The 21,031-nt window shown below is 69.9% G+C and carries 20 protein-coding genes, 1 tRNA gene and 1 pseudogene; 13 read left to right on the top strand and 9 right to left on the bottom strand.

Annotated features, from left to right (window positions below):
* Nucleotide 1: 1 nt before the first annotated feature.
* From dnaJ to dnaK, 3 genes are read right to left on the bottom strand one after another with little or no spacing between them, the layout of a single operon-like run.
* A complete protein-coding gene (gene dnaJ / locus EAO71_RS19550) occupies nt 2-1,192 on the bottom strand; it encodes a molecular chaperone DnaJ (RefSeq protein ID WP_147978883.1) in 1,191 nt (396 codons plus the stop codon).
* A gap of 30 nt (nt 1,193-1,222) precedes the next feature.
* Complete coding sequence (grpE, locus tag EAO71_RS19545; RefSeq protein WP_147978882.1) at nt 1,223-1,885, bottom strand: nucleotide exchange factor GrpE; 663 nt, start codon at nt 1,883-1,885, stop codon at nt 1,223-1,225.
* Nucleotides 1,885-3,729, bottom strand: a complete 1,845-nt coding sequence (dnaK, locus tag EAO71_RS19540) for a molecular chaperone DnaK (RefSeq protein WP_147978881.1) — start codon at nt 3,727-3,729, stop codon at nt 1,885-1,887. The genes grpE and dnaK overlap by 1 nt, the downstream gene beginning before the upstream one ends.
* A 234-nt stretch (nt 3,730-3,963) precedes the next feature.
* On the opposite strand from dnaK, the gene EAO71_RS19535 reads away from it, so the two are divergent.
* The 3 genes from EAO71_RS19535 to EAO71_RS19525 all read left to right on the top strand — a co-directional run bounded on the left by EAO71_RS19535 (nt 3,964) and on the right by EAO71_RS19525 (nt 7,938).
* Nucleotides 3,964-4,449, top strand: coding sequence for a sugar transferase (locus EAO71_RS19535; protein ID WP_147978880.1), 486 nt, complete (start codon nt 3,964-3,966; stop codon nt 4,447-4,449).
* Between the two features lie 180 nt (nt 4,450-4,629).
* Nucleotides 4,630-6,888, top strand: coding sequence for a (Fe-S)-binding protein (locus tag EAO71_RS19530; protein WP_147978879.1), 2,259 nt, complete (start codon nt 4,630-4,632; stop codon nt 6,886-6,888).
* 174 nt (nt 6,889-7,062) lie between these two features.
* Nucleotides 7,063-7,938 (top strand): Yip1 family protein, encoded by an 876-nt coding sequence (locus EAO71_RS19525; protein ID WP_147978878.1) that lies wholly within the window; start codon nt 7,063-7,065, stop codon nt 7,936-7,938.
* A 73-nt stretch (nt 7,939-8,011) separates the two neighbouring features.
* On the opposite strand, the gene EAO71_RS19520 is transcribed toward EAO71_RS19525, so the two are convergent.
* The gene (locus EAO71_RS19520) at nt 8,012-8,509 is read right to left on the bottom strand and encodes a phosphoribosyltransferase (RefSeq protein ID WP_147978877.1); all 498 of its coding nucleotides are present in this window, start codon (nt 8,507-8,509) and stop codon (nt 8,012-8,014) included.
* A 13-nt stretch (nt 8,510-8,522) separates the two neighbouring features.
* Nucleotides 8,523-9,098, bottom strand: a complete 576-nt coding sequence (dcd, locus tag EAO71_RS19515; RefSeq protein ID WP_017240230.1) for a dCTP deaminase — start codon at nt 9,096-9,098, stop codon at nt 8,523-8,525.
* A gap of 392 nt (nt 9,099-9,490) precedes the next feature.
* Here dcd and EAO71_RS19510 point away from each other — a divergent pair.
* The 4 genes from EAO71_RS19510 to EAO71_RS19495 all read left to right on the top strand — a co-directional run bounded on the left by EAO71_RS19510 (nt 9,491) and on the right by EAO71_RS19495 (nt 11,863).
* Nucleotides 9,491-9,561 (top strand) — tRNA-Gly (locus EAO71_RS19510).
* A gap of 153 nt (nt 9,562-9,714) precedes the next feature.
* The gene (locus tag EAO71_RS19505) at nt 9,715-10,155 is read left to right on the top strand and encodes a hypothetical protein (protein WP_147978876.1); all 441 of its coding nucleotides are present in this window, start codon (nt 9,715-9,717) and stop codon (nt 10,153-10,155) included.
* Complete coding sequence (locus EAO71_RS19500; RefSeq protein ID WP_147978875.1) at nt 10,152-11,543, top strand: hypothetical protein; 1,392 nt, start codon at nt 10,152-10,154, stop codon at nt 11,541-11,543. The genes EAO71_RS19505 and EAO71_RS19500 overlap by 4 nt, the downstream gene beginning before the upstream one ends.
* Nucleotides 11,540-11,863 carry a hypothetical protein gene (locus EAO71_RS19495; protein WP_187282710.1) on the top strand — a complete coding sequence of 108 codons (324 nt, stop codon included), beginning with the start codon at nt 11,540-11,542 and terminating at the stop codon, nt 11,861-11,863. The genes EAO71_RS19500 and EAO71_RS19495 overlap by 4 nt, the downstream gene beginning before the upstream one ends.
* Nucleotides 11,864-12,164: 301 nt before the next feature.
* On the opposite strand, the gene EAO71_RS19490 is transcribed toward EAO71_RS19495, so the two are convergent.
* A complete protein-coding gene (locus EAO71_RS19490; RefSeq protein ID WP_147978874.1) occupies nt 12,165-12,380 on the bottom strand; it encodes a DUF6243 family protein in 216 nt (71 codons plus the stop codon).
* Between the two features lie 261 nt (nt 12,381-12,641).
* Between EAO71_RS19490 and EAO71_RS19485 the strand changes: the two genes are divergently transcribed.
* From EAO71_RS19485 to EAO71_RS19475, 3 genes are all read left to right on the top strand, one after another.
* Nucleotides 12,642-13,190 (top strand): GNAT family N-acetyltransferase, encoded by a 549-nt coding sequence (locus EAO71_RS19485; protein ID WP_147978873.1) that lies wholly within the window; start codon nt 12,642-12,644, stop codon nt 13,188-13,190.
* Nucleotides 13,191-13,416: 226 nt separating this feature from the next.
* On the top strand, nt 13,417-13,578 hold the full coding sequence (locus tag EAO71_RS19480) for a hydrophobic protein (RefSeq protein ID WP_147978872.1): 162 nt from the start codon (nt 13,417-13,419) through the stop codon (nt 13,576-13,578).
* A 168-nt stretch (nt 13,579-13,746) separates the two neighbouring features.
* Nucleotides 13,747-14,115 (top strand): PRC-barrel domain-containing protein, encoded by a 369-nt coding sequence (locus tag EAO71_RS19475; protein ID WP_147978871.1) that lies wholly within the window; start codon nt 13,747-13,749, stop codon nt 14,113-14,115.
* A 107-nt stretch (nt 14,116-14,222) separates the two neighbouring features.
* Here EAO71_RS19475 and EAO71_RS19470 read toward each other — a convergent pair whose 3' ends face one another.
* Nucleotides 14,223-14,891, bottom strand: coding sequence for an HSP18 transcriptional regulator (locus tag EAO71_RS19470; RefSeq protein WP_147979395.1), 669 nt, complete (start codon nt 14,889-14,891; stop codon nt 14,223-14,225).
* 128 nt (nt 14,892-15,019) lie between these two features.
* Here EAO71_RS19470 and EAO71_RS19465 point away from each other — a divergent pair, with 128 nt between their 5' ends.
* Both EAO71_RS19465 and EAO71_RS19460 read left to right on the top strand, forming a co-directional pair.
* On the top strand, nt 15,020-15,454 hold the full coding sequence (locus EAO71_RS19465; RefSeq protein ID WP_147978870.1) for an Hsp20/alpha crystallin family protein: 435 nt from the start codon (nt 15,020-15,022) through the stop codon (nt 15,452-15,454).
* Nucleotides 15,455-15,654: 200 nt separating this feature from the next.
* Nucleotides 15,655-16,635 carry a hypothetical protein gene (locus tag EAO71_RS19460; RefSeq protein ID WP_147978869.1) on the top strand — a complete coding sequence of 327 codons (981 nt, stop codon included), beginning with the start codon at nt 15,655-15,657 and terminating at the stop codon, nt 16,633-16,635.
* 40 nt (nt 16,636-16,675) lie between these two features.
* Here the strand turns inward: EAO71_RS19460 and EAO71_RS19455 are convergent, their stop codons facing one another.
* Nucleotides 16,676-18,715, bottom strand: a complete 2,040-nt coding sequence (locus EAO71_RS19455) for a PhoX family protein (RefSeq protein ID WP_147978868.1) — start codon at nt 18,713-18,715, stop codon at nt 16,676-16,678.
* Between the two features lie 364 nt (nt 18,716-19,079).
* Between EAO71_RS19455 and EAO71_RS19450 the strand changes: the two genes are divergently transcribed.
* Nucleotides 19,080-20,525, top strand: coding sequence for a VWA domain-containing protein (locus tag EAO71_RS19450; protein WP_261992188.1), 1,446 nt, complete (start codon nt 19,080-19,082; stop codon nt 20,523-20,525).
* On the opposite strand, the pseudogene EAO71_RS19445 reads toward EAO71_RS19450, so the two are convergent.
* A pseudogene (locus EAO71_RS19445) lies at nt 20,522-20,884 on the bottom strand (ATP-binding protein); the annotation flags it as partial. The gene EAO71_RS19450 and the pseudogene EAO71_RS19445 sit on opposite strands and share 4 nt — an antisense overlap.
* Nucleotides 20,885-21,031 lie beyond the last annotated feature (147 nt).

Here is a 21,031-nt window from a genome sequence, read left to right as displayed (position 1 = left end):
GTCAAGCTCCCTTCGCGGCCTCGAACAGCTCTGCCCGCGGGTCCTCGCCCGCGGTCGCCTCGCGGTACGTCTCAAGGGCCTCGCGCGCCTTGTCGTCCAGCTCCGCGGGCACCGCGACCTCCACCGTCACCAGCAGATCGCCGCGCGTGCCGTCCTTGCGGACCGCGCCCTTGCCCCGGGCGCGCATGGTCCGGCCGTTGGGCGTGCCCGCCGGCAGCTTCAGCGTCACCGCCGGGCCGCCGAGCGTGGGCACCTTGATGTCGCCGCCGAGCGCCGCCTCGTGGAACGACACGGGCACGGTGACGGTCAGGTTGTCGTCCTTGCGGCCGAAGACCGGGTGGCTGTCGACGTGGACGACGACGTAGAGGTCGCCGGCCTGGCCGCCGCGCTCGCCCGGCGCGCCCTTGCCCCGCAGCCGGATCCGCTGTCCGTCGGAGACACCGGCGGGGATGCGGACCTGCATGGTGCGGGAGGACTTGGCCCGGCCGCTGCCCTTGCAGACCTCGCAGGGGTTCTCGGCGATGAGGCCGCGGCCCTTGCAGTCCACGCACGGGTCGGTCAGCGAGAAGGACCCGCTGCCGCCGCGCGAGACCTGGCCGGTGCCGACGCAGGTCGGGCACACCCGGGGGGTGCCGTTCTTGTCGCCGGTGCCCGAACAGGCCTTGCAGGGCTGCTGGCTGGACATCCGCAGCGGCACGGTCGCGCCGTCGACGGCCTCGACGAAGCTGAGCGTCACCTCGGACTCGATGTCCTGGCCGCGGCGGGGCTGGGTGCGCGGGCCGGCGCCGCCGCCCGCGCCCCGGTTGAACAGTCCGCCGAAGACGTCTCCGAGACCGCCGCCGAAGCCGCCGGCGCCACCGGGGCCGCCGGGGGCCTGGGCGCCTCCGAAGAGGTCGCCCAGGTCGAAGTTGAACGTGCCGCCCGCCCCGCCGGGTCCGGCGCGGAATCCGCCGTTGCCGAAGAGCGCGCGCGCCTCGTCGTACTCCTTGCGCTTCTTGGGGTCGCCGAGGACGTCGTTCGCCTCGGAGATCGCCTTGAAGCGCTCCTCCGCCTTGGTGTCACCGGTGTTGGCGTCCGGGTGGTTCTCGCGGGCGAGTTTCCGGTACGCCTTCTTGATCTCGGCGTCGGTGGCGTCCTTGGGGACGCCGAGAACCTTGTAGTAGTCCTTCTCGACGAAGTCCTTCGTGCTCATCGACGTCCCTCCTCTCGGACGATCGTTGCGCTAGCCCTCCTCGGGGCCACCGCTCTCCTCGTCTGCCGACTTCTCTTCCTTCGCGGCCGGCGTCGCCCCGGGCTGGGGCTCGGCCACCGCCACGCGCGCGGGCCGGATGGTCCGCTCGCCGATGCGGTACCCCGGCTGCAGGATCGCCACGCAGGTCGTCTCGGTGACGTCCGGCGCGTACGAGTGCATCAGGGCCTCGTGGATCGTCGGGTCGAAGGGCTCGCCCTCCTTGCCGAACTGCTGCAGACCCATCTTGGCGACGACGGTCTCCAGCGATTCGGCCACCGACTTGAACCCGCCCACGAGCTCGCCGTGGTCCCGGGCCCGGCCGACGTCGTCGAGCACGGGCAGGAGCTCGGTCAGGAGGCTCGCGACGGCGATCTCCTTGACCGTGACCCGGTCCCGCTCCACGCGGCGGCGGTAGTTCTGGTACTCGGCCTGGAGCCGCTGGAGGTCCCCGGTGCGCTCGGAGAGAGCGCTGCGGATCTGGTCCAGCTGGGCGGTGAGACCGGCGGTCTCGGCCGTCTTGCTGCTTGCGTCCCCGGCCGGGGCCGCCGGGCCCTCCTCGACGGAGGTGGGCTCGGCGGCGTCGGCGGCGTCGTCAGGGGTGGCGCCGGAGGGGACGTCGGGCTTCTCCTCGAAGCCCGGGGTCTCCTCCGACATCAGGCCGCGCCGCCCTTCGGCTTGTCCTCGTCGACGATCTCGGCGTCGACGACGTCGTCGTCGGCCTTCGCCTCGGCGTGCGGGGCGTCGCCGCCCGCGGCCTGAGCGGCCTGCGCGTCGGCGTACATCGCCTGGCCGAGCTTCTGCGAGACGGCCGCGACCTTCTCGGTGGCGGTGCGGATGTCCGCGGTGTCCTCGCCCTTGAGCTTCTCCTTCAGCTCGGCGACGGCGGTCTCGACCTCGGTCTTGACCTCACCGGGGACCTTGTCCTCGTTGTCCTTGAGGAACTTCTCCGTCTGGTAGACGAGCTGCTCGCCCTGGTTGCGGGTCTCGGCGGCCTCGCGGCGGCGGTGGTCCTCGTCCGCGTACTGCTCGGCCTCCTGGCGCATCCGGTCGACCTCGTCCTTCGGCAGCGAGGAGCCGCCGGTGACGGTCATCTTCTGCTCCTTGCCCGTGCCCAGGTCCTTCGCGGTCACGTGCATGATGCCGTTGGCGTCGATGTCGAACGCGACCTCGATCTGCGGGACTCCGCGCGGGGCCGGCGGCAGACCGGTCAGCTCGAACATGCCGAGCTTCTTGTTGTACGCCGCGATCTCGCGCTCGCCCTGGTAGACCTGGATCTGCACGGACGGCTGGTTGTCCTCGGCCGTCGTGAAGATCTCGGACCGCTTGGTCGGGATCGTGGTGTTGCGCTCGATGAGCTTGGTCATGATGCCGCCCTTGGTCTCGATACCGAGGGACAGCGGGGTCACGTCGAGGAGCAGGACGTCCTTGACCTCACCCTTGAGCACACCGGCCTGCAGGGCGGCGCCGATGGCGACGACCTCGTCCGGGTTGACGCCCTTGTTGGCCTCCTGGCCACCCGTCAGCTCCTTGACGAGCTCGGCGACGGCCGGCATACGGGTGGAGCCACCGACGAGGACGACGTGGTCGATCTCGGACAGGTTGATGCCCGCGTCCTTGATGACGTTGTGGAACGGCGTCTTGCAGCGCTCGAGCAGGTCGGCCGTGAGCTGCTGGAACTGAGCCCGGGTGAGCTTCTCCTCCAGGTGCAGCGGACCCTCGGCGGAGGCCGTGATGTACGGCAGGTTGATCGACGTCTCCGTGGAGGACGACAGCTCGATCTTCGCCTTCTCCGCGGCCTCGCGGAGACGCTGGAGCGCCATCTTGTCCTTGGCCAGGTCGACGCCGTGACCGTTGGCGAACTGCTTCACCAGGTAGTCGACGACGCGCTGGTCCCAGTCGTCACCACCGAGGTGGTTGTCGCCGTTCGTGGCCTTCACCTCGACGACGCCGTCGCCGATCTCCAGGAGGGACACGTCGAAGGTGCCGCCACCGAGGTCGAAGACGAGGATCGTCTGGTCGTCCTTGTCGAGGCCGTAGGCCAGGGCGGCCGCGGTCGGCTCGTTGACGATGCGCAGGACGTTGAGGCCCGCGATCTCACCGGCCTCCTTGGTGGCCTGACGCTCGGAGTCGTTGAAGTACGCCGGGACGGTGATGACCGCGTCGACGACCTTCTCGCCCAGGTACGCCTCGGCGTCGCGCTTGAGCTTCTGCAGGATGAAGGCGCTCATCTGCTGCGGGTTGAAGCTCTTGCCGTCGATGTCGATCTTCCAGTCGGTGCCCATGTGGCGCTTGACCGACCGGATGGTCCTGTCGACGTTGGTGACCGCCTGACGCTTGGCGACCTCGCCGACGAGCACCTCGCCGTTCTTCGCGAAGGCGACGACGGACGGCGTGGTCCTGGCGCCTTCGGCGTTGGTGATGACGGTGGGCTCGCCGCCTTCGAGAACGCTGACGACGGAGTTAGTCGTGCCCAGGTCGATGCCGACCGCACGTGCCATTTCAATTCCTCCAGCTGACTTGAGTGGAACTGGCTCAAGGATGCACGACAGCTCCCACAGAGTCAACAGACCTGAGTGGAGGGGACTCAACTCTTCGGCCTGCATCCCACTCAAAGACAGCGGAATGAGCGCGTCGGTTCCGAGGCGGACGCCCCTGGGCGTGAGAGAGTCCGGAATGCCACAGCCGGGCAAAGCAGGTGTATCCCACGAATATCCCACGAAAGGGTGTGGGGCATGACGGCCAAGCGTGTACTCGACCTCACGGGCGGACTCCTCCTGCTGACGCTCCTCGCCCTCCCGATCGCCGCCGTCGCGCTCGCCGCGGCCCTGACGGCCGGCGGCCCGGGCCGCGTCCTGCACCGCCGGACGATGGCCGGCCGGGGCGGTGACCCTTTCGTGATACTGACCTTCCGGACGCCCGGCCCGCTCGCCGCCCTGCCCCTGCTCCTCCACGTCGTGCGCGGGGAGATGTCACTGGTGGGCCCCTGCCCCCTGGTCCCGGAACACCGGGAGTGCACGGGCGAGGCCCGCCGCCGGCTGTCCGTACGGCCCGGCCTGACCGGTCCGTGGCAGGTCAGCGGGCGTTCCGAGCTGCCGTGGGAGGAGCGGGAGCTGCTCGACCTCCACTACGTGGACCACCACTGGCTCGGGATGGATCTGGCCGTCCTGGCGCGTACGCTTCCAGCAGTGCGCAGACGCCGCGCGGCACGGACCGCCTGAGCGCGCGGGATCCGGCGGGAGGGCAAGGCTTGCCTGAGCGACACAGATCACCGCGGGCGCCGCTACAGCGCGGAGCCGTGACGGGGTAATCTCAGCACGGACTGAATAAGTTACCGCTTAGTAGCGCCACACTCGAACGTGCCGGCGCTCCGCCTCGCAGGCCCGCCCGAGGAGCCCCTCATGCAACTCGCCGCGATCGTCGTGTCGATCGTCATCACGGTGGTAGCCGTCGCGTTGTTCGGCCGCGCCATCGCGCAGATCTACCGCTTCGTGCGGCTCGGTCAGCCGGTACCCGCGGGCACGCGCACCGGCGACCCCACGCAGCGCACCGTCACGCTGGTCAAGGAATTCCTCGGCCACACCCGCATGAACCGCTGGGGCATCGTCGGCGTGGCGCACTGGTTCGTGGCCGTCGGCTTCTTCTCGCTGCTGCTCACCATCGTCAACGCCTTCGGCCAGCTCTTCCAGGCCGACTGGCTGATCCCGATCATCGGCGACTGGCTGCCGTACGAGATCTTCACCGAGTTCCTCGGTCTGATGACCGTCCTCGGCATCGTCACCCTGATCGTGATCCGGCAGCTGAACCGGCCGGGCGGGGCGGGCCGCAAGTCCCGCTTCGCGGGATCCAAGACCGGCCAGGCGTACTTCGTCGAGGCCGTCATCCTGATCGTCGGCGCCTGCATCATGACGCTGCGCGCCCTGGAGGGCGTCCAGCACCACGTGACCAGCTGGGAGCCGGGCTTCTTCGCCTCGTACCCGCTGATCGCGCTGCTCGACGGGCTGGACCTGAGCACGATCCAGCACCTCACCTACTTCTTCGCGGCGCTCAAGATCGTCACGTCCTTCACCTGGATGATCACGGTCTCGCTGAACACCAACATGGGTGTCGCGTGGCACCGCTTCCTCGGCTTCCCGAACATCTGGTTCAAGCGGAACTCCGACGGCTCCACCGCCCTGGGCCCGCTGCAGCCGATGACGACGGCCGGCAAGGAGATCGACTGGGAGGACCCGGCCGAGGACGCCGTCTTCGGTGTCTCCCAGGTCGAGCAGTTCTCCTGGAAGGGCATCCTCGACTTCTCCACCTGCACCGAGTGCGGCCGCTGCCAGTCGCAGTGCCCCGCGTGGAACACCGGCAAGCCGCTCTCCCCCAAGCTCCTGATCATGTCGCTGCGCGACCACGCGCACGCCAAGGCCCCGTACCTGCTGGCCGGCGGCGGCAAGGACATGGAGGGCAACGAGCTGGCCTCCGAGGAGCAGCTCAAGGACGTGCCGGCCGCGGCCCTGGCCGAGGCCGAGCGCCCGCTGATCGGCACCGTCGAGGAGAACGGCGTCATCGACCCGGACGTCCTGTGGTCCTGCACCACCTGCGGCGCCTGTGTCGAGCAGTGCCCGGTCGACATCGAGCACATCGACCACATCGTCGACATGCGCCGCTACCAGGTGATGATCGAGTCCGCCTTCCCGTCGGAGGCCGGCACGATGCTCAAGAACCTGGAGAAGAAGGGCAACCCCTGGGGTCTGGCCAAGAAGCAGCGGGTCGAGTGGACCAAGGAAGTCGACTTCGAGGTCCCGATCGTCGGCAAGGACGTCGAGGACCTCACCGAGGTCGACTACCTCTACTGGGTCGGCTGCGCCGGCGCCCTGGAGGACCGGGCCAAGAAGACCACCAAGGCCTTCGCCGAGCTGCTGCACATCGCGGGCGTCAAGTTCGCGATCATGGGCGGCGAGGAGAAGTGCACGGGTGACTCCCCGCGCCGCCTGGGCAACGAGCCGCTGTTCCAGCAGCTGGGCCAGGAGAACGTCGCGATGCTGAACATGGCGTTCGGCGAGGACGACGAGGACGAGTCGACGAAGAAGCCGAAGTCGGCCAAGAAGATCGTCGCCACCTGCCCGCACTGCTTCAACACGATCGCGAACGAGTACCCGCAGCTGGGCGGCGAGTTCGAGGTCATCCACCACACGCAGCTGCTCCAGCACCTCATCGACGAGGGCAAGCTGATCCCGGTGACCCCGGTCGAGGGCCTGATCACGTATCACGACCCCTGCTACCTGGGCCGCCACAACAAGGTCTACACGCCGCCGCGCGAGATCATGAGCGCCGTCCCCGGCCTGCGTCAGCAGGAGATGCACCGTCACAAGGAGCGCGGCTTCTGCTGCGGCGCCGGCGGTGCCCGGATGTGGATGGAGGAGCGGATCGGCAAGCGCATCAACAACGAGCGTGTCGACGAGGCCCTGTCCCTCAACCCGGACATCGTCTCCACCGCCTGCCCGTTCTGCCTCGTCATGCTGACCGACTCGGTCAACGGCAAGAAGAACGACGGCAAGGCCAAGGAGTCCGTCCAGGTCGTGGACGTGGCCCAGCTGCTGCTCGACTCGGTGAAGAAGCCGGTGGAGGAGCTCCCGGCCGAGCCCGAGCCGGAGCCCGAGCCCGCGCAGTAGCACTCCGCGAGCACCGGAAGGGGCCGACCCGCGATCACGCGGGCCGGCCCCTTCCGCATGCCCGGCCCGCACCGGCCGGGCCGCACCCCCGCACGCCCGGGACGTCCCCTAAGGGATGTCACAGCTCAGTGGCAAAGGAGCGCCCTGGCGGCGGGAGCAGGTACGTTCAATGACGTGGCTGGATTCAGGAACGGACGCGGCAGGGACAACCGCCCCCCGCAACGACAACCGCAGCAGGCGCCGTACGGGTACAACGCGGCCCCGCCGCCCTCCCCGCAGCAGCAGTGGCCCCAACAGGGCCAGGGAGGCGGCCAGGGCGCCCCGTACGGGCACCGGCAGGCGCCCCAGGGGCACGGGGAGCCCGAGTACTTCGGCGACCCGTACGCGCAGCAGCAGCAACAGCACGCCGCGGCGAACAACCCGGGCCACACGCAGATGTTCAGCGTCCACGACGACCCGTACGGCGACGCCGCCACGTACCACTCCGGCGCGGCCCCCGTCCCCACGGGCCCCCGCCTGCCGTGGAAGGCGCTGCTGAGCGGCATCGTGCTGCGCCCCGCCCCGACGTTCCTGCAGATGCGGGACCACGCGGTGTGGGGCCCGGCGCTGGTCGTCACCTTCCTCTACGGCATGCTGGCGATCTTCGGCTTCGACCAGGCGCGCGAGGAGGCGATCAACGCCACCCTGACGACGGCGATCCCGTACGTCCTGATGACGGGCGTCGGCTTCGTCGTCGGCGGCCTGGTCCTCGGCGCCGTCACCCACACCCTGGCCCGCCAGCTCGGCGGTGACGGCTCGTGGCAGCCCACCGTGGGCCTGTCGATGCTGATCATGTCGATCACGGACGCGCCCCGGCTGCTCTTCGCCCTCTTCCTGGGCGGCGAGAACGGCCTGGTGCAGGTCCTCGGCTGGGCGACCTGGCTGGCGGCCGGCGCGCTGTTCACCCTGATGGTGAGCCGCTCGCACGACCTGCCCTGGCCGAAGGCCCTGGGCGCCGCGTCCATCCAGCTGGTGGGCCTGCTCTCGCTGATCAAGCTCGGCACGCTGTAACCCGCCCGCACAGACAGGGGAAGGCCCCCACCGGACACCGGTGGGGGCCTTCCCGCGTCAGTGGTTCATCCGCTCACGCGTCGAGGACCTGGCCCTCGCGCTTCACGACGGGCGGCTCGACGGACCAGGGGAAGTTGATCCACTCGTCGGTCTTCTTCCACACGTACTCGCACTTCACGAGCGAGTGCGACTTCTCGTAGACGACCGCGGACCGCACCTCGGCGACGTGGTCGACGCAGAAGTCGTGGACCAGCTTGAGGGTCTTCCCGGTGTCGGCGACGTCGTCGGCGATCAGGACCTTCTTGTCGGAGAAGTCGATCGCGTTGGGCACCGGCGCCAGCATCACGGGCATCTCCAGCGTCGTGCCGACGCCGGTGTAGAACTCCACGTTCACGAGGTGGATGTTCTTGCAGTCGAGCGCGTAGGCCAGACCGCCGGCGACGAACACGCCGCCGCGCGCGATGGAGAGCACGACGTCGGGCTCGTAGCCGTCGTCGGCGATGGTCTGCGCCAGCTCGCGCACGGCGCGCCCGAAGCCCTCGTAGGTCAGGTTCTCGCGTACCTCACTCATACCGGTCGCCGCCTCACACCTGGGTCCGATGGAAGTTCATGAAGGAGCGGGAGGCCGTCGGCCCACGCTGCCCCTGGTACCGCGAGCCGTAGCGCTCGCTGCCGTAGGGGAACTCGGCGGGCGAGCTCAGCCGGAACATGCACAGCTGCCCGATCTTCATCCCCGGCCACAGCTTGATGGGCAGGGTGGCGAGGTTCGACAGCTCGAGGGTCACGTGCCCGGAGAACCCGGGGTCGATGAACCCGGCGGTGGAGTGCGTCACGAGGCCCAGCCGGCCCAGGGAACTCTTGCCCTCCAGGCGCGACGCGATGTCGTCCGGCAGCGTGATGACCTCGTAGGTCGAGGCGAGCACGAACTCGCCGGGATGCAGGATGAACGCCTCGTCGCCCTCCGGCTCGACCTCACGCGTCAGGTCCAGCTGCTCGACGGCGGGGTCGATGTGGGGGTAGCGGTGGTTCTCGAACACCCGGAAGAAGCGGTCAAGCCTCACGTCGATGCTCGAGGGCTGCACCATGGATTCGTCGTACGGGTCGATGCGCACCCGTCCGGCGTCGATCTCGGCCCGGATGTCCTTGTCTGAGAGAAGCACGACCCCACGATACGCAGAGGGCGCGGACCTCCCCCAATCGGGAAGACTCCGCGCCCGGACATCATCGGCGCTGCTCAAGCTCCACGGGTACCGCGTGCCGCAATCGCGCACACCGTGGGCACCGGACCAACCGCCCGGGCCCGATCCGCCCCGGCCCGAGCTGCTGCAACGGGAACGAAGCGGTACTGAACACGTGCCCTTCGGCACAACGGACGACGGTGTGCTCCATCGAACCCATCAAGTCCCTTCCCCGACAAGTGGTGGACGAGACAGCCACATTAGGGGATCAACGGGACACCACTCCAGGCGGCGCTCCGCCACGGACAGCCACGTCTCGACTCCGGGATGGGGTACAGTGTCGGAGTCTGCGGTACCGATCTTCGGGCCGCTGCGCGGATGTAGTTTAATGGTAGAACATGAGCTTCCCAAGCTTATAGCGCGGGTTCGATTCCCGTCATCCGCTCGTGAGAGAAGGCCCAGGTCATTGACCTGGACCTTCTTTTTTTGTCTAGACCTCTCTGTGCGTCTTGCACCACCTCCGCACCACGCTCCGGTCGCCACCCTCGATAGCCTTGTCGGTCACTCGTACAGCAGACCGACAACCGCAGGGGGATGCGTGTCATTCGACGACGAATGGGCTCAGGCGAAGGACGATGTGTCCTTAGACAGCTCGACCGCCATGCGGCTCAACCAACTCCCCGTGGATCGGGACGGTGCCACCACGGAGGGAACGCTCGACTACAACACGGACTCCATCAACGGGAACGCGAACCTGCTGATCGAGATCGCGGGACTGCTCCACGAAGGCAGGCCCGACAGTGATCTCGGAACCATGGCGCGCGTACCGCGCTCTCATACCGAAGTCGCCGCCGCGGTCGAAGGCTTCGGACGGTTCGCCAACGATCAGTTCCTGGACACAGTCGCGCTCCTCGCGGCGCTTGCCACCCGTCTCAAGACCACCGGGACCGACTTCGTCGCCGTGGACGACGCCAATACCCGCCGCTTCCTCGACAACGTCCTGAGCCATGGCCAGTACGTGGCGCCGGAGGCGAAGTGACCGGCCTGAGCTACCGCAAGGACGTCGCGTTCCTCGAAGGCTGCAACCCCGCCCTCGTCGAGCGGAACGCCGACGAGTTCAAGCGCCTCCACGACATGTTGGTCGAGGTCGACGCACCGGCCGAGCGCGCGGAGAAGCGGACCCACTGGCACAGCGAAGGGAGCCAGCACTACGTGTCCCGGCTCTCCGAAGCGCGCAAGCTCATGCAACACATCGCCGAGGGCTACGGGCACGCTGCCAGTGTCCTGCGAAGCTATGCGTGGGCGCTGGAGACTGCGAAGAGTCACTACTCGAACGGCAAGGCCAACGAGCGCAGCCTTGCCTCCCTCATCGGCACCAAGGGCACCGCGATCACCCGTGAGGCTCAGGACGCCGAACCCATGCGCCAGTGGGAGGACATGCGAGCCACCACGGGCGTCCTCGACTTCTTCGCCGAACTCACCATGGATGTCGACGACATCCGGGAAGAGGCGAACAGACTCCACAGCGCGGCGGGAGGTGCTTTCCACCTGGCCGGGACGACCGAGAAGGAAGCCCGTGACCTGTGTGTGCACGGGCTGAAGCAGGCATACAAGCTCCTGCCCGAATTCCGCATGGGCTCCGTCCAGCGAGTGGACATCGTGGCGGCCATCGCGTCCCTGAGGAGCGAGGCCGCGGAGGCCAGCGGCAATCCCCTCACTCGCCTGCCCGGCAGCCCGCCAAAGCAGGACTACGCCGGAGGAGTCGGCACCAACCCGGTCTCACCGACGCTTCACGACATCCGCACGCGGCTGTCCGCCCTACCGGGGGCCCAGGACAGCTACTGGAGTCCGCCGTCGTCGAGCCAGGACCGGAAGGACTGGATCGCCGCGAACAAGGAGACCATTCAGGCCGCCGCGAAGAACTCGGGATTGCCGGCGGACATGGTCGCCGGAATCGCCTGGCAGGAGATCGGTGGACAGCCCGGCATCCTCGACGACCTCACTGACACGATCCGCGAGCAGGCCGACGCGCCCTGGGGTCTGAGCCCGGTCTCCCCGGAGAACCTCCCCTGGCGCCTCGGCGGAACCCCGGACGAGACGTCCTTCGGTCCCATCGCCATCCAAGTGCGCCGCGGAGCCGAAGTACTCGGCTACGACCCCCAGAACATGACCGAACAGCAGCGAGCGGTGGTGGAGGAGTCCCTCCAGGACCCGGGGCAGAACATCTTCATCGCGGCGGAGTACCTGGCCCAGCTCAAGGCCGAGAGCGAGTTCGCCAGCGTTCCCCCCGAGCGGATGACGCCCGAGCAGCGCCAGGAACTGGCGGCGCGGTACAACGGTGGACCGTACTGGCAGGGCGATGACGCCCAGGCTTACGGACGGGCCTTCACCAGGAACCTCGAAGACGCGAAGGGAGCTCTCCAGTGACGTCCGATCGGTCCGACGTCGCCGGGACGACCGGTGACGACGGCTGTCTGCGGTGGGTCATGGCGGTCCCGCTGGTACTCCTCCACACGATCGCCGCATGGTTCGTGTACATGGCCCTCACCATCCGGCCCGCGGGTAGCTGGGACGACGAGGCACAGGCAGGGATCGAGCTGTCCTGTGTTCTCGCCATCGCCACGAGCGGGCTCGCCCTGCTGATCGCTCTTCTTCCGTCGATCCGTCGCGCCATGGGCCCTTGGTGGCTCGCTCCGCCGCTGCTGCTGGGCGCGGCCGCGGCCACCCGGTGGGCAGTCGGAGGGTGAGGGCGGTCGTCGGCGCCTCGTGCCCCAGCCGTGCCCCTCAGGACGGACAAGTGGTGGTCCACAGTGCCCACGAGCCGTGGGATGAATGAGTGCCGCCAGAGCATGTTCCCGCAGGTCAGAGGTGGGATGGTCGAGCTGGGCAGCGGTGATTCCCAAGCTTATGGCGCGGGTTCGATTCCCGTCATCCGCTCGTGAGAGAAGGCCCAGGTCAWTGACCTGGGCCTTCTTCGTTGTCTCTTCGGGATGCCGAACTTCGCCCGGGCCCCCGCCCCGAGCGGTTCCGCATCGCGGCGGCGGTGCGTCAGCTCTGTGCGGTGTCGTCGTCCGGCTGCCCGTCGCCCTCGGCCGCGTGTGTCTTCTCGCGCATCTTGCGCACCAGCTCCGCCTTCCGGTCGGCGGCACTCTGACGGTCGAGGTTGCGGTGCGGGCCGTTGTTCTGTCGTTCGGCACGGGACAGCCTCTTGCGCTGGCCGCCACCCTGGCCCACGGGGTTGTTGATGTTCTTGCTGTCGGTCACGGGTTCTCCCGGTGATGATGTGAAGTGATCTACGGATTCATCGGTGGGGGACGGGCGCGGCGACGCAGGACGTCAGCGGGGGCCCGTCACGCACTCACCTGTGAATCGGCGGCTGGAAGAACATGACGAAGACGTTACCGGGTTCCGTCGGCTCCGGACGCCAGGCTTTTCGCCGCCCCCGAGGCGGCCGGGCCCACGGCGGGCGCCCGGGGCCGGCTTCCCTCCCGTCGCTCTCACGGGACCCGCGATAGGTTCATCGCCATGACCGCATCCGGATCTTTCGTCTGGCCGCCCGCCCCGATAGCGACCGAACGGGTCGTGCTCCGCGAGTCCGAGGCCCGGGACCGCGCGGCGTTCGTCGAGCTGTTCGCCTCGCCGGAGGTGGGCGCCCACACCGGTGGCGCTCGACCGCGCGACGAACTCGAACGCGCGGTACCCGAGGTGCCCGGCCGGCGCCCCGGCTGTTTCGTGGTCGAGCTCCACGGAACGATGATCGGCATGATCACGCTCGACCCGCGCGGTGCCGAGCGCCGGGGGCACGTCCGCCCCGAGGGCGGGGAGGCCGAGCTCGGCTACCTGTTCCTGCCGGCGGCGTGGGGACGCGGGTACGCCTTCGAGGCGTGCGCGGCGGCGCTCGACTGGTTCGCCGGCGCGCGTCCCGGCGAACCCGTGGTGCTCTCCACGCAGAGCGCCAACGACCGCGCGATGCGCCTCGCGGAGAGGCTGGGCTTCACCGAGGTCGAGCGGTTCGAGGAGTACGGCGCCGAGCAGTGGTTCGGCGTGCGTCCCTCGGCCACGCGGGCCGGCTGACGGGCTGCCGCCACGGGTCTCGATGTCCTTCCGGAGCGTGTGCCCGGAAATGGCGCACACGAACTCGCCTGGCCGACCTGAGAGTTCCCGGGGAACACCGCCGCACATTCGCCTCGCGCGGTATCGAGTGAATTCCCCGCATCGCCTGAACGCCCGAGGGCGGTCCGCACGTTCAGGTGTTTGAAGCAGAGGGGCACGGGAACCCGGTGCCTCGGAGGTTGATCATATGGTTCCCCTGCTTCTCGTTCTTCTGCTGGCCCTGCTCCTCTTCGGCGCGGGGTTCGCCTTGAAAGCCCTGTGGTGGCTCGCAGTCATCGTGCTGGTCGTGTGGCTGATCGGCTTCGTGGCCCGCCCCAAGGGCGGCAGCGCCCGCTGGTACCGCTGGTAGCGGATTCCGTTACCGGGCCGGCGAACGTTCCGGCCATCGAGTGTGAATTCCCGAAATCCGAGCACGCGGAAAGTCAGGCGCCTCGACGAGTCGCCGCCCGTGACGCACGGAAAGGAAAGCGGCGACACCCGTACGCCGCCCCATTGCCTTTCGAAGGAGTTGTTTCGAGTGACTGAACAGGTGTGGAGTTTCAAGTCGACGTCCGGCCATCTGGCGGGTACCGACCTCACCGGCTACAAGGTCGAGGCGACCGACGGCGGCATCGGCAAGGTGGACAAGCACTCCGACGAGGTCGGTGACGCGTACCTGGTGGTCGACACCGGGGTGTGGATCTTCGGGAAGGAAGTCCTTCTCCCCGCGAGCACGGTCGTCCGCGTCGACCCGGACGAGCGGAAGATCTACGTCGACCGCACCAAGGAACAGATCAAGGACGCTCCCGAGTTCCACCGGGACCAGCACCTCGGCAACGCCGGCTACCACGAGGAACTGGGCACCTACTACGGCACCGGCGCCCCCTTCGGCGGTCGTCCCGCCTGAGTGCCCACGCGGTCGTGGCCCGGACTCGACGAGTCCGGGCCACCGGCATGTCCGCGACGGCACCGCCCGGCGCGTCCCTGCCCGTACCCCCGAGCCGAGGCCGGCGGTCACGTGCTGCGCTGGTCGTGGGTGTCCTGGCGGAGCCGGTCGGTGTGCCGGGTCAAGGCGTCGACGCGTTCGGCGAGTTCGGCGTCCTCGGGCCGCAGATGGGCCCGGGTGTCGGTGAGGGGGCGCACGAGGCGGGCGGCGTCGTTGTCGGCGAGGGCCAGGTTCAGATCTCCGATGGCACCTTCGGCACCGGCGGGGAGGCCGGTGAGGGCGGTGATCTGGCCGGCGAGCCGGCGCAGGTCGGCCGCGTTGTCGCGGGCCCAGGCGGTCACGGTGCGGTCGGCGGCGCGGGAGTCGCGGGTGGCCTGGACGCGCTCCTCACCGGTGCTTCCCGTGGTCCCGGGGCGCAGTCTCAGGTAACGGCGTTCGGCGGCCTGGCGGCTGGCGACACCGAGGGGGCCCGCGAGGTCGGCCCAGCTCGCGCCCTGGCTGCGGGCGGTCTCGATCAGGCCGCTCTCCCAGCCGGCGAGTTGGTCACGGACCTCGCGCAGCATCAGGAGTGCGGCCAGCGCCGGGTGCGGGCCGGAATCCGCCTCGGGCGTCAGTTCGGCCCCCGGCATCCCCGCGGAGGGGTGCTGCGCGTCCCTGACGGCCTGGCTGATGGCCTCCAGCGCCGCGGCGGCGGCCAGAAGGGGGACTGTCGGGGTCGGCTCGGCAGCCTCGTTCATGACGCCCTCCGTCATTTGTCATCCTTCCGATGACTCCGTGCTTGTCATCGTTCCGATGACATGTTACAACGGGAGCACGTTGAAGCGCATTGGCAGTTCCTGCCTGAACCAACTGGAGGTGTTTCGCGATGTTGATGCGCACTGACCCGTTCCGCGAGATGGACCGGATCGTCCAGCAGCTGTCGGGTGCGTCGGGCACGTGGTCGAAGCCGTCGGTGATGCCGATGGACGCCTACCGCCAGGGCGACGTGTACGTGATCGCCTTCGACCTCCCGGGTGTGAGCACCGAGGCGATCGACATCGACGTCGAGCGGAACATGCTGACCGTCAAGGCCGAGCGCCGGCCCACGGACAGGTCCGACGGTGTGCAGATGGAGCTCTCCGAGCGGCCCCTCGGCGTCTTCTCCCGCCAGATCATGCTGGCCGACACCCTCGACACCGAGCGGATCGAAGCCGACTACGACGCGGGTGTCCTGACCCTGCGGATCCCGATCGCCGAGCGCGCCAAGCCTCGCAAGATCGTCATCGGCGCCGAGTCCGACCGCAAGCAGATCTCGGGCTGACCAGCCCGGGCAGTCAGCGACGGAGGACGGGGAACCGATCCCCTCCGGCACGCCTGCTTCCACGCGGTGCCCAACGCCAGCGACAACGAGTACGTCGGTGACGTCATAGCCGGCGTCCTCTCCCGCCGCTCGATGGTGCGCACCGCCGCCGTACCCCGAAGCTCGCCCGCCCGTCCGAAGCTCCCGAGGGAGGAAGACCGATGGCCGTACGCCGCCGACCGTCCCGCCCGTCCCGCTTCACACCCGACTTCGACCCCGACTTCGGTGACCGCGCCCTCACCGATGCCCGGCACGACATCGTCATCGGCCGCTGGCAGGGGGTACGGGACCTGCTGCGGGCCACCGGAGACGACTGGGTACGACGCACCCACCGGCTGCGGCTGCTCTCGCACGCCGCGGCCGGCAGCTCCACCGCCGAGGCCTGGTGGGCCGCCGAGCCGAGCAACCCGGACGCGGCCGTGCTCCGGGCGGCGACCGAGGTCGTCCGCGTCTTCGACACGGCCATCGCCGCGGGCCGCGGCTCCCCGGTGAACCGGGCCCAGCTCGACGCGACCGTCGAGGCCTGCCTCGTGGCGGCGGACGCCGCCCCCGCCGACCCGATGCCCTGGGTGTCGCTGCTCTCCGCGGCCCGGCTATACGAGGGCGGGGTGCCGCGCCGCGAACTGCGCGGCTGGTTCGACGAGCTGCGCCGCCGGGACCCGTACAACACCGAGGGCCACACCCAGCTCCTGCGCTACTGGTCCGCCCGCTGGCACGGCACCCACGGCGCGATGTACGACTTCGCGCGCGACGCCGCGGGCGTGGCCCCGCCCGGCTCGCCCCTGCCGATCCTGGTGCAGGTCGCCCGGGTGGAGGAGTACCGCTACATCGCCGACGGAGCGCTCGGCCGGGGCCCGGTGCGCGGCTTCGACCAGCACTGGAAGCACGAACTCGCGGTCACCGAACTGCGCCGGACCCACGAGCGCTGGATCGGCGGCCGGGAACCGGGCCGACCGGTCTCCCCCGAGGAGATCGCGGATCTCAACTGTCTCGCGCACGCTGCCTGCTACGCGGGCCAGATCGAGGTGGCACGAGAGCTCCTCGGCATGCTCGGCGCCCGGGCCTCCTGGGTGCCCTGGGCGTACACCGGTGAACCCGAGGAGCAGTTCGTCCGGTTCCGGGAGGGCCTGGGGGTGGTGTGAGCGGCGCCCCCCGCGCCTCTCCCACCACCCCCGCACCGGATCAGACGCCGATGTCGCCGCCGTCCTTGCGCCACACCGCGACGACGGCGGGGCGGACGATCCGGCCCGGCCCGTCGGGCCAGACGGACGCCGGCTTCTCGACGGACGCGCCGTCGATCTCGCCCGGGTGCTGGACCGCGACCACGACCCGGCGGTCCTGGATGATCGGACCGCAGGTCTCGGCACCGGACGGGACGGTCAGGAACTGCTTGAGCTCACCGCGCCGCTCGCCCCGGGTGGCGACCCCGAACAGGCCGTCGTGCGAGCCGAGCTGGTTGCCGTCGGTCGAGATCCACAGGTTGCCGTGCGGGTCGAACGCGACGTTGTCCGGGCAGGAGATGGGGGAGACCTTCTCCTTGGGGAAGCCGGCGAAGTAGGTGGCCGGGTCGTTCGGGTCGCCGGCGACCAGGAAAAGGCGCCAGGCGAAGCCGTCGCCGGCGGGGTCGTCCCAGTGCTCGGCCAGTTCGAGGATCTGCCCGTGCTTGTTCAGGTTGCGCGGGTTGGCCTCGTCGGCGGCGGCCTTGCCCGCCTTGCCGCGGTCGCTGTTGTTGGTGAGCGCGACGTACACGCGGCCGGTGCGCGGGGACGGCTCGACGTCCTCGGGGCGGTCCATCTTGGTGGCGCCGACCTTGTCACCGGCGAGGCGGGTGAAGACGTACACCTCCTCGGCGGTCATGCCCGGCACGTGCGAGACGTCGCCGGTGGCCAGCGGGATCCACACACCGGAGCCGTCGAACTCGCCGTCATCGGGCAGTCGGCCGGTGCCGTCGACCTCGCCGGGCGAGTCGCCGGTGAGCTTCGCGACGTAGAGGGTGCCCTCGTCGAGCAGGGTGAGGTTGTGCTCGCGGGCCGCCCGCGAGCCGCCCTTCTTCATCCGCTTCGAGGAGACGAACTTGTAGAAGTAGTCGAAGCGCTCGTCGTCGCCCATGTAGACGACCGGACGGCCGTCCTCGGTCAGACGCGGCTGGGCGGCCTCGTGCTTGAAGCGGCCGAGCGCGGTGCGCTTGCGCGGGGTGGCGTCGGGGTCGTACGGGTCGAGCTCGACGACCCAGCCGAACCGGTGGACCTCGTTCGGCTCCTGCTTGAGGTCGAACCGCTTGTCGAACCGCTCCCACTTGCGCTCGGTGGCGCCGGTGCCGATGCCGTACCGCTTGTCGGTGGTGCTCGACCCGTTGGCGAAGTACTGGTTGAAGTTCTCCTCGCCGTGGAGGGTGGTGCCCCACGGGGTGGTGCCGCCCGCGCAGTTGTTGAGCGTGCCGAGCACCTTGCGCCCGGCGGGGTCGGCGGAGGTCCGGAGCAGCGGCGAACCGGCCGCGGGACCGGTCAGCCGGAACTCGCTGGTGGCCGTGAGGCGGCGGTTGAGCGGGTGACGGGTGACCGGCGTGAGCCGGCCGGAGCGGTGCTCCTCCTGGACCACGACGACGGACAGACCGTGGGCGGCCCAGGCGATCTCGACCTGCTCGCGGGTCGGGTTCTCGGCGTCGTAGCCGCGGAACATCAGGATCTCGTCGGTGTACTCGTGGTTGGCGACGAGGACCTGGCGGCCGTGCTCGCCCCGGAGGGGGAGCAGCGAGAGGAAGTCGTTGTTGTAGCCGAACTGGCCCGCCTGCGCCTTGGCCGTCTGCTTGTCGGCGTCGAAGGCCGGAGCACCGCGGAGGATCGGCTCACCCCAGCGGATGACGACGTTCTGCGCGTAGCCGGAGGGGACGGTGACCTGGTCGGCCTTGTTGGGCGCGACGGCCTCGAACCGCAGGCCGCGGGCACCGTCGGGACGTCCGGGCCGGTGCGGGTGGGCCTCGGCCACCGGCGCGTTGCCGACCGCGAGACCGGTCCCGGCCGCGGTGGCCACGGTGACGACGGCGGCGGCGCGCACCATCGAGCGGCGGGAGAGGACGCCGGCTATGACGTCACCGACGTACTCGTTGTCGCTGGCGTTGGGCACCGCGTGGAAGCAGGCGTCGCCACAGCGGAACCGGCAGGTGAGGGCGGAACGACCGCCTCCGTGCGGGTTGGTGCCGATCAGCGGCAGCAGTTTGCGCACTTCGTCCTCCTCCGGCGCACACCGCGCCGACATGGTGTCGGGAATCCGTTTCGGCGGTGACGTTATGTGCGCACATCTGCACTGCGGCGGCGCGGGAATGAACGGCGGATGAATCCGGAGCGACCGTGGGCGACGGCGAGGGGCGGGGTGCCGTGGGCGGCGCCAGGCAGACCGCTAACCTTACGTGTCCGCCCTGGCCAGGGATGAACGTCCCGAAGCACCCAGTACGGACATACACCGCACCCAACTCATGCGAAAGGGTTCGCCCATGGGCATTCGGAGCTTGCTGCGCAAGGTGTTCGGACGCGACAGTGCCGAACAGAACGAAACCCCGGCAACCTCCGTCCCGCCCCAGACGGAACGTGTGACACCGCCTGCGGCGGAGGTTGCGGAGACCGCCGAGGCGGACGTCGAGGCGGCCGACGAGACGAAGGACGAGGCGCCGGAGCCGGCGGCCACGCAGGACCCGGAGGTCACACTCCCGTCCCCGGCCCACCGGGAGAGCGCGTCCGAGCGCGCCGCCGCGGACCTGGTGGCGGCGGCCTTCGACAACCCGCAGATCCCGCAGGCACGTTCGGCGGAGGCGGAGGCGGAGGCGGAGGTCGTCGAGGCGGAGGCTGTCGAGGCGAAGCCGGAAGCCGTCGAGGCGGAGGCTGAGGCTGTCGAGGCGAAGCCGGAAGCCGTCGAGGCGGAGGCTGTCGAGGCGAAGCGGGAGGCCGTCGAGCCCGAGGCTGAGGCTGTCGAGGCGAAGCCGGAAGCCGTCGAGCCCGAGGCTGAGGTCGAGCCCGCGGTCGTCGAGGCGGAGCCGGAGGCGGAGGCTGTCGTCGAGGCGGAGGCCGTCGAGGCCGAGGTCGTCGAGGCCGAGGTCGTCGAGGCGGAGGCTGTCGTCGAGCCCGAGGCGGAAGCGCCGCAGGCCGAGGTCGAGCAGGTCGCCACCGAGCCTGAGGCCGTCGAGCCCGAGGCCGTGGTCGAGCCTGAGGCCGTCGTCGAGCCCGAGCCCGTCGTCGCCGAGGTGACGCCGGAGCTCGAGCCCGTCGCCGCCGAGGCGCAGCCCGAGCTCGAGCCCGTCGTCGCCGAGGTGACGCCCGAACCCGAGCCCGTCGTCGCGGCCGAGGAGGCTGCCGTCGTCGCCGCCGGCACCCCCGCGCTCTCGCTCGCCAAGGTCAAGGCCGCGGCGCCGCATCTCGTCGACGCCTACAAGGCCGCCGGGGCCGAGCTCAAGAAGCAGGGGCTCACCGGAGCGCGGGCCGCCGTGTACCTCGTCGTCGACCGGTCCGGTTCGATGCGCGGGTACTTCAAGGACGGCTCCGTCCAGCGCCTCGCCGAGCAGACCGTCGCCCTCGCGGCGCACCTCGACGCGGACGCGGCCGTCACCGCGGTGTTCTTCTCCACCGACATCGACGGCACCGCGGAGCTCACCCCGGCGACCCTCGACGGGAACCGCATCGACACGATCAACGCGGGTCTCGGCCGGCTGGGCCGCACCAACTACCACCGCGCGGTCGAGGAGGTCCTCGCCCACCACGAGAAGGGCGACCCGACGCGGCCCGCGTTCGTCGTCTTCCAGACCGACGGCGCCCCGGAGTCGAAGACCGCCGCCGCCCAGGCGCTGGCCGCCGCCGCCGAGCGCCCGATCCACTGGCAGTTCGTCGCCTGGGGCGAGGAGGACGGCAAGGCCTTCGACTTCCTCCGGAAGCTCGACGCCCCGCACACCGGCCACTTCCTGGCCGGGCCGGCCCCGGTCGAGACGGCGCACCCCGCCTTCTACCGCGGCCTGCTCACCGGCTGGCAGGCCGAGAACGCCGGCTAGGACGCCGACGTACCGACGGTGACGGTGACCGGCAAGGTCACCGTCACCTCCAGGCCGCCCCCTTCCTCCGCCGTACGGGCCACCGCCGCCACCGTCCCGCCGTGCGCCGCGGCGATCGACCGGACGATCGACAGGCCGAGGCCCGCTCCCGGCCCCATCCGGTCGCGCCCCTCTCCCCTCCGGAACGGCTCGAAGAGCCCCGCCAGGTCGTCCCGGGCGACCACCGGCCCCGTGTTGGTGACGCGGACCGTGCCGTCGGCGACCCGCACCGCGACCGAGCCGCCGGGCACGTTGTGCACGACCGCGTTCGCGACGAGGTTGCGTACGAGCTGCCCGATCAGCACCCGGCTGCCCCGCACGACACTCCCGCGCCGCCGCAGTGCAGATGTGCGCACATAACGTCACCGCCGAAACGGATTCCCGACACCATGTCGGCGCGGTGTGCGCCGGAGGAGGACGAAGTGCGCAAACTGCTGCCGCTGATCGGCACCAACCCGCACGGAGGC

Origin of the sequence: Streptomyces sp. MS191 (assembly GCF_008042125.1) — a bacterium.
Lineage (GTDB): Bacteria > Actinomycetota > Actinomycetes > Streptomycetales > Streptomycetaceae > Streptomyces.
This window is presented reverse-complemented; position numbering and strand designations above follow the sequence as displayed.

Excerpts from the sequence above, each read along its gene's own strand:
- dnaJ (WP_147978883.1), bottom strand. The coding sequence starts at position 1,192 with ATGAGCACGAAGGACTTCGTCGAGAAGGACTACTACAAGGTTCTCGGC.
- grpE (WP_147978882.1), bottom strand. The coding sequence starts at position 1,885 with ATGTCGGAGGAGACCCCGGGCTTCGAGGAGAAGCCCGACGTCCCCTCC.
- dnaK (WP_147978881.1), bottom strand. The coding sequence starts at position 3,729 with ATGGCACGTGCGGTCGGCATCGACCTGGGCACGACTAACTCCGTCGTC.
- EAO71_RS19535 (WP_147978880.1), top strand. The coding sequence starts at position 3,964 with ATGACGGCCAAGCGTGTACTCGACCTCACGGGCGGACTCCTCCTGCTG.
- EAO71_RS19530 (WP_147978879.1), top strand. The coding sequence starts at position 4,630 with ATGCAACTCGCCGCGATCGTCGTGTCGATCGTCATCACGGTGGTAGCC.
- EAO71_RS19520 (WP_147978877.1), bottom strand. The coding sequence starts at position 8,509 with ATGAGTGAGGTACGCGAGAACCTGACCTACGAGGGCTTCGGGCGCGCC.
- EAO71_RS19485 (WP_147978873.1), top strand. The coding sequence starts at position 12,642 with ATGACCGCATCCGGATCTTTCGTCTGGCCGCCCGCCCCGATAGCGACC.
- EAO71_RS19480 (WP_147978872.1), top strand. The coding sequence starts at position 13,417 with ATGGTTCCCCTGCTTCTCGTTCTTCTGCTGGCCCTGCTCCTCTTCGGC.
- EAO71_RS19470 (WP_147979395.1), bottom strand. The coding sequence starts at position 14,891 with ATGAACGAGGCTGCCGAGCCGACCCCGACAGTCCCCCTTCTGGCCGCC.
- EAO71_RS19465 (WP_147978870.1), top strand. The coding sequence starts at position 15,020 with ATGTTGATGCGCACTGACCCGTTCCGCGAGATGGACCGGATCGTCCAG.
- EAO71_RS19460 (WP_147978869.1), top strand. The coding sequence starts at position 15,655 with ATGGCCGTACGCCGCCGACCGTCCCGCCCGTCCCGCTTCACACCCGAC.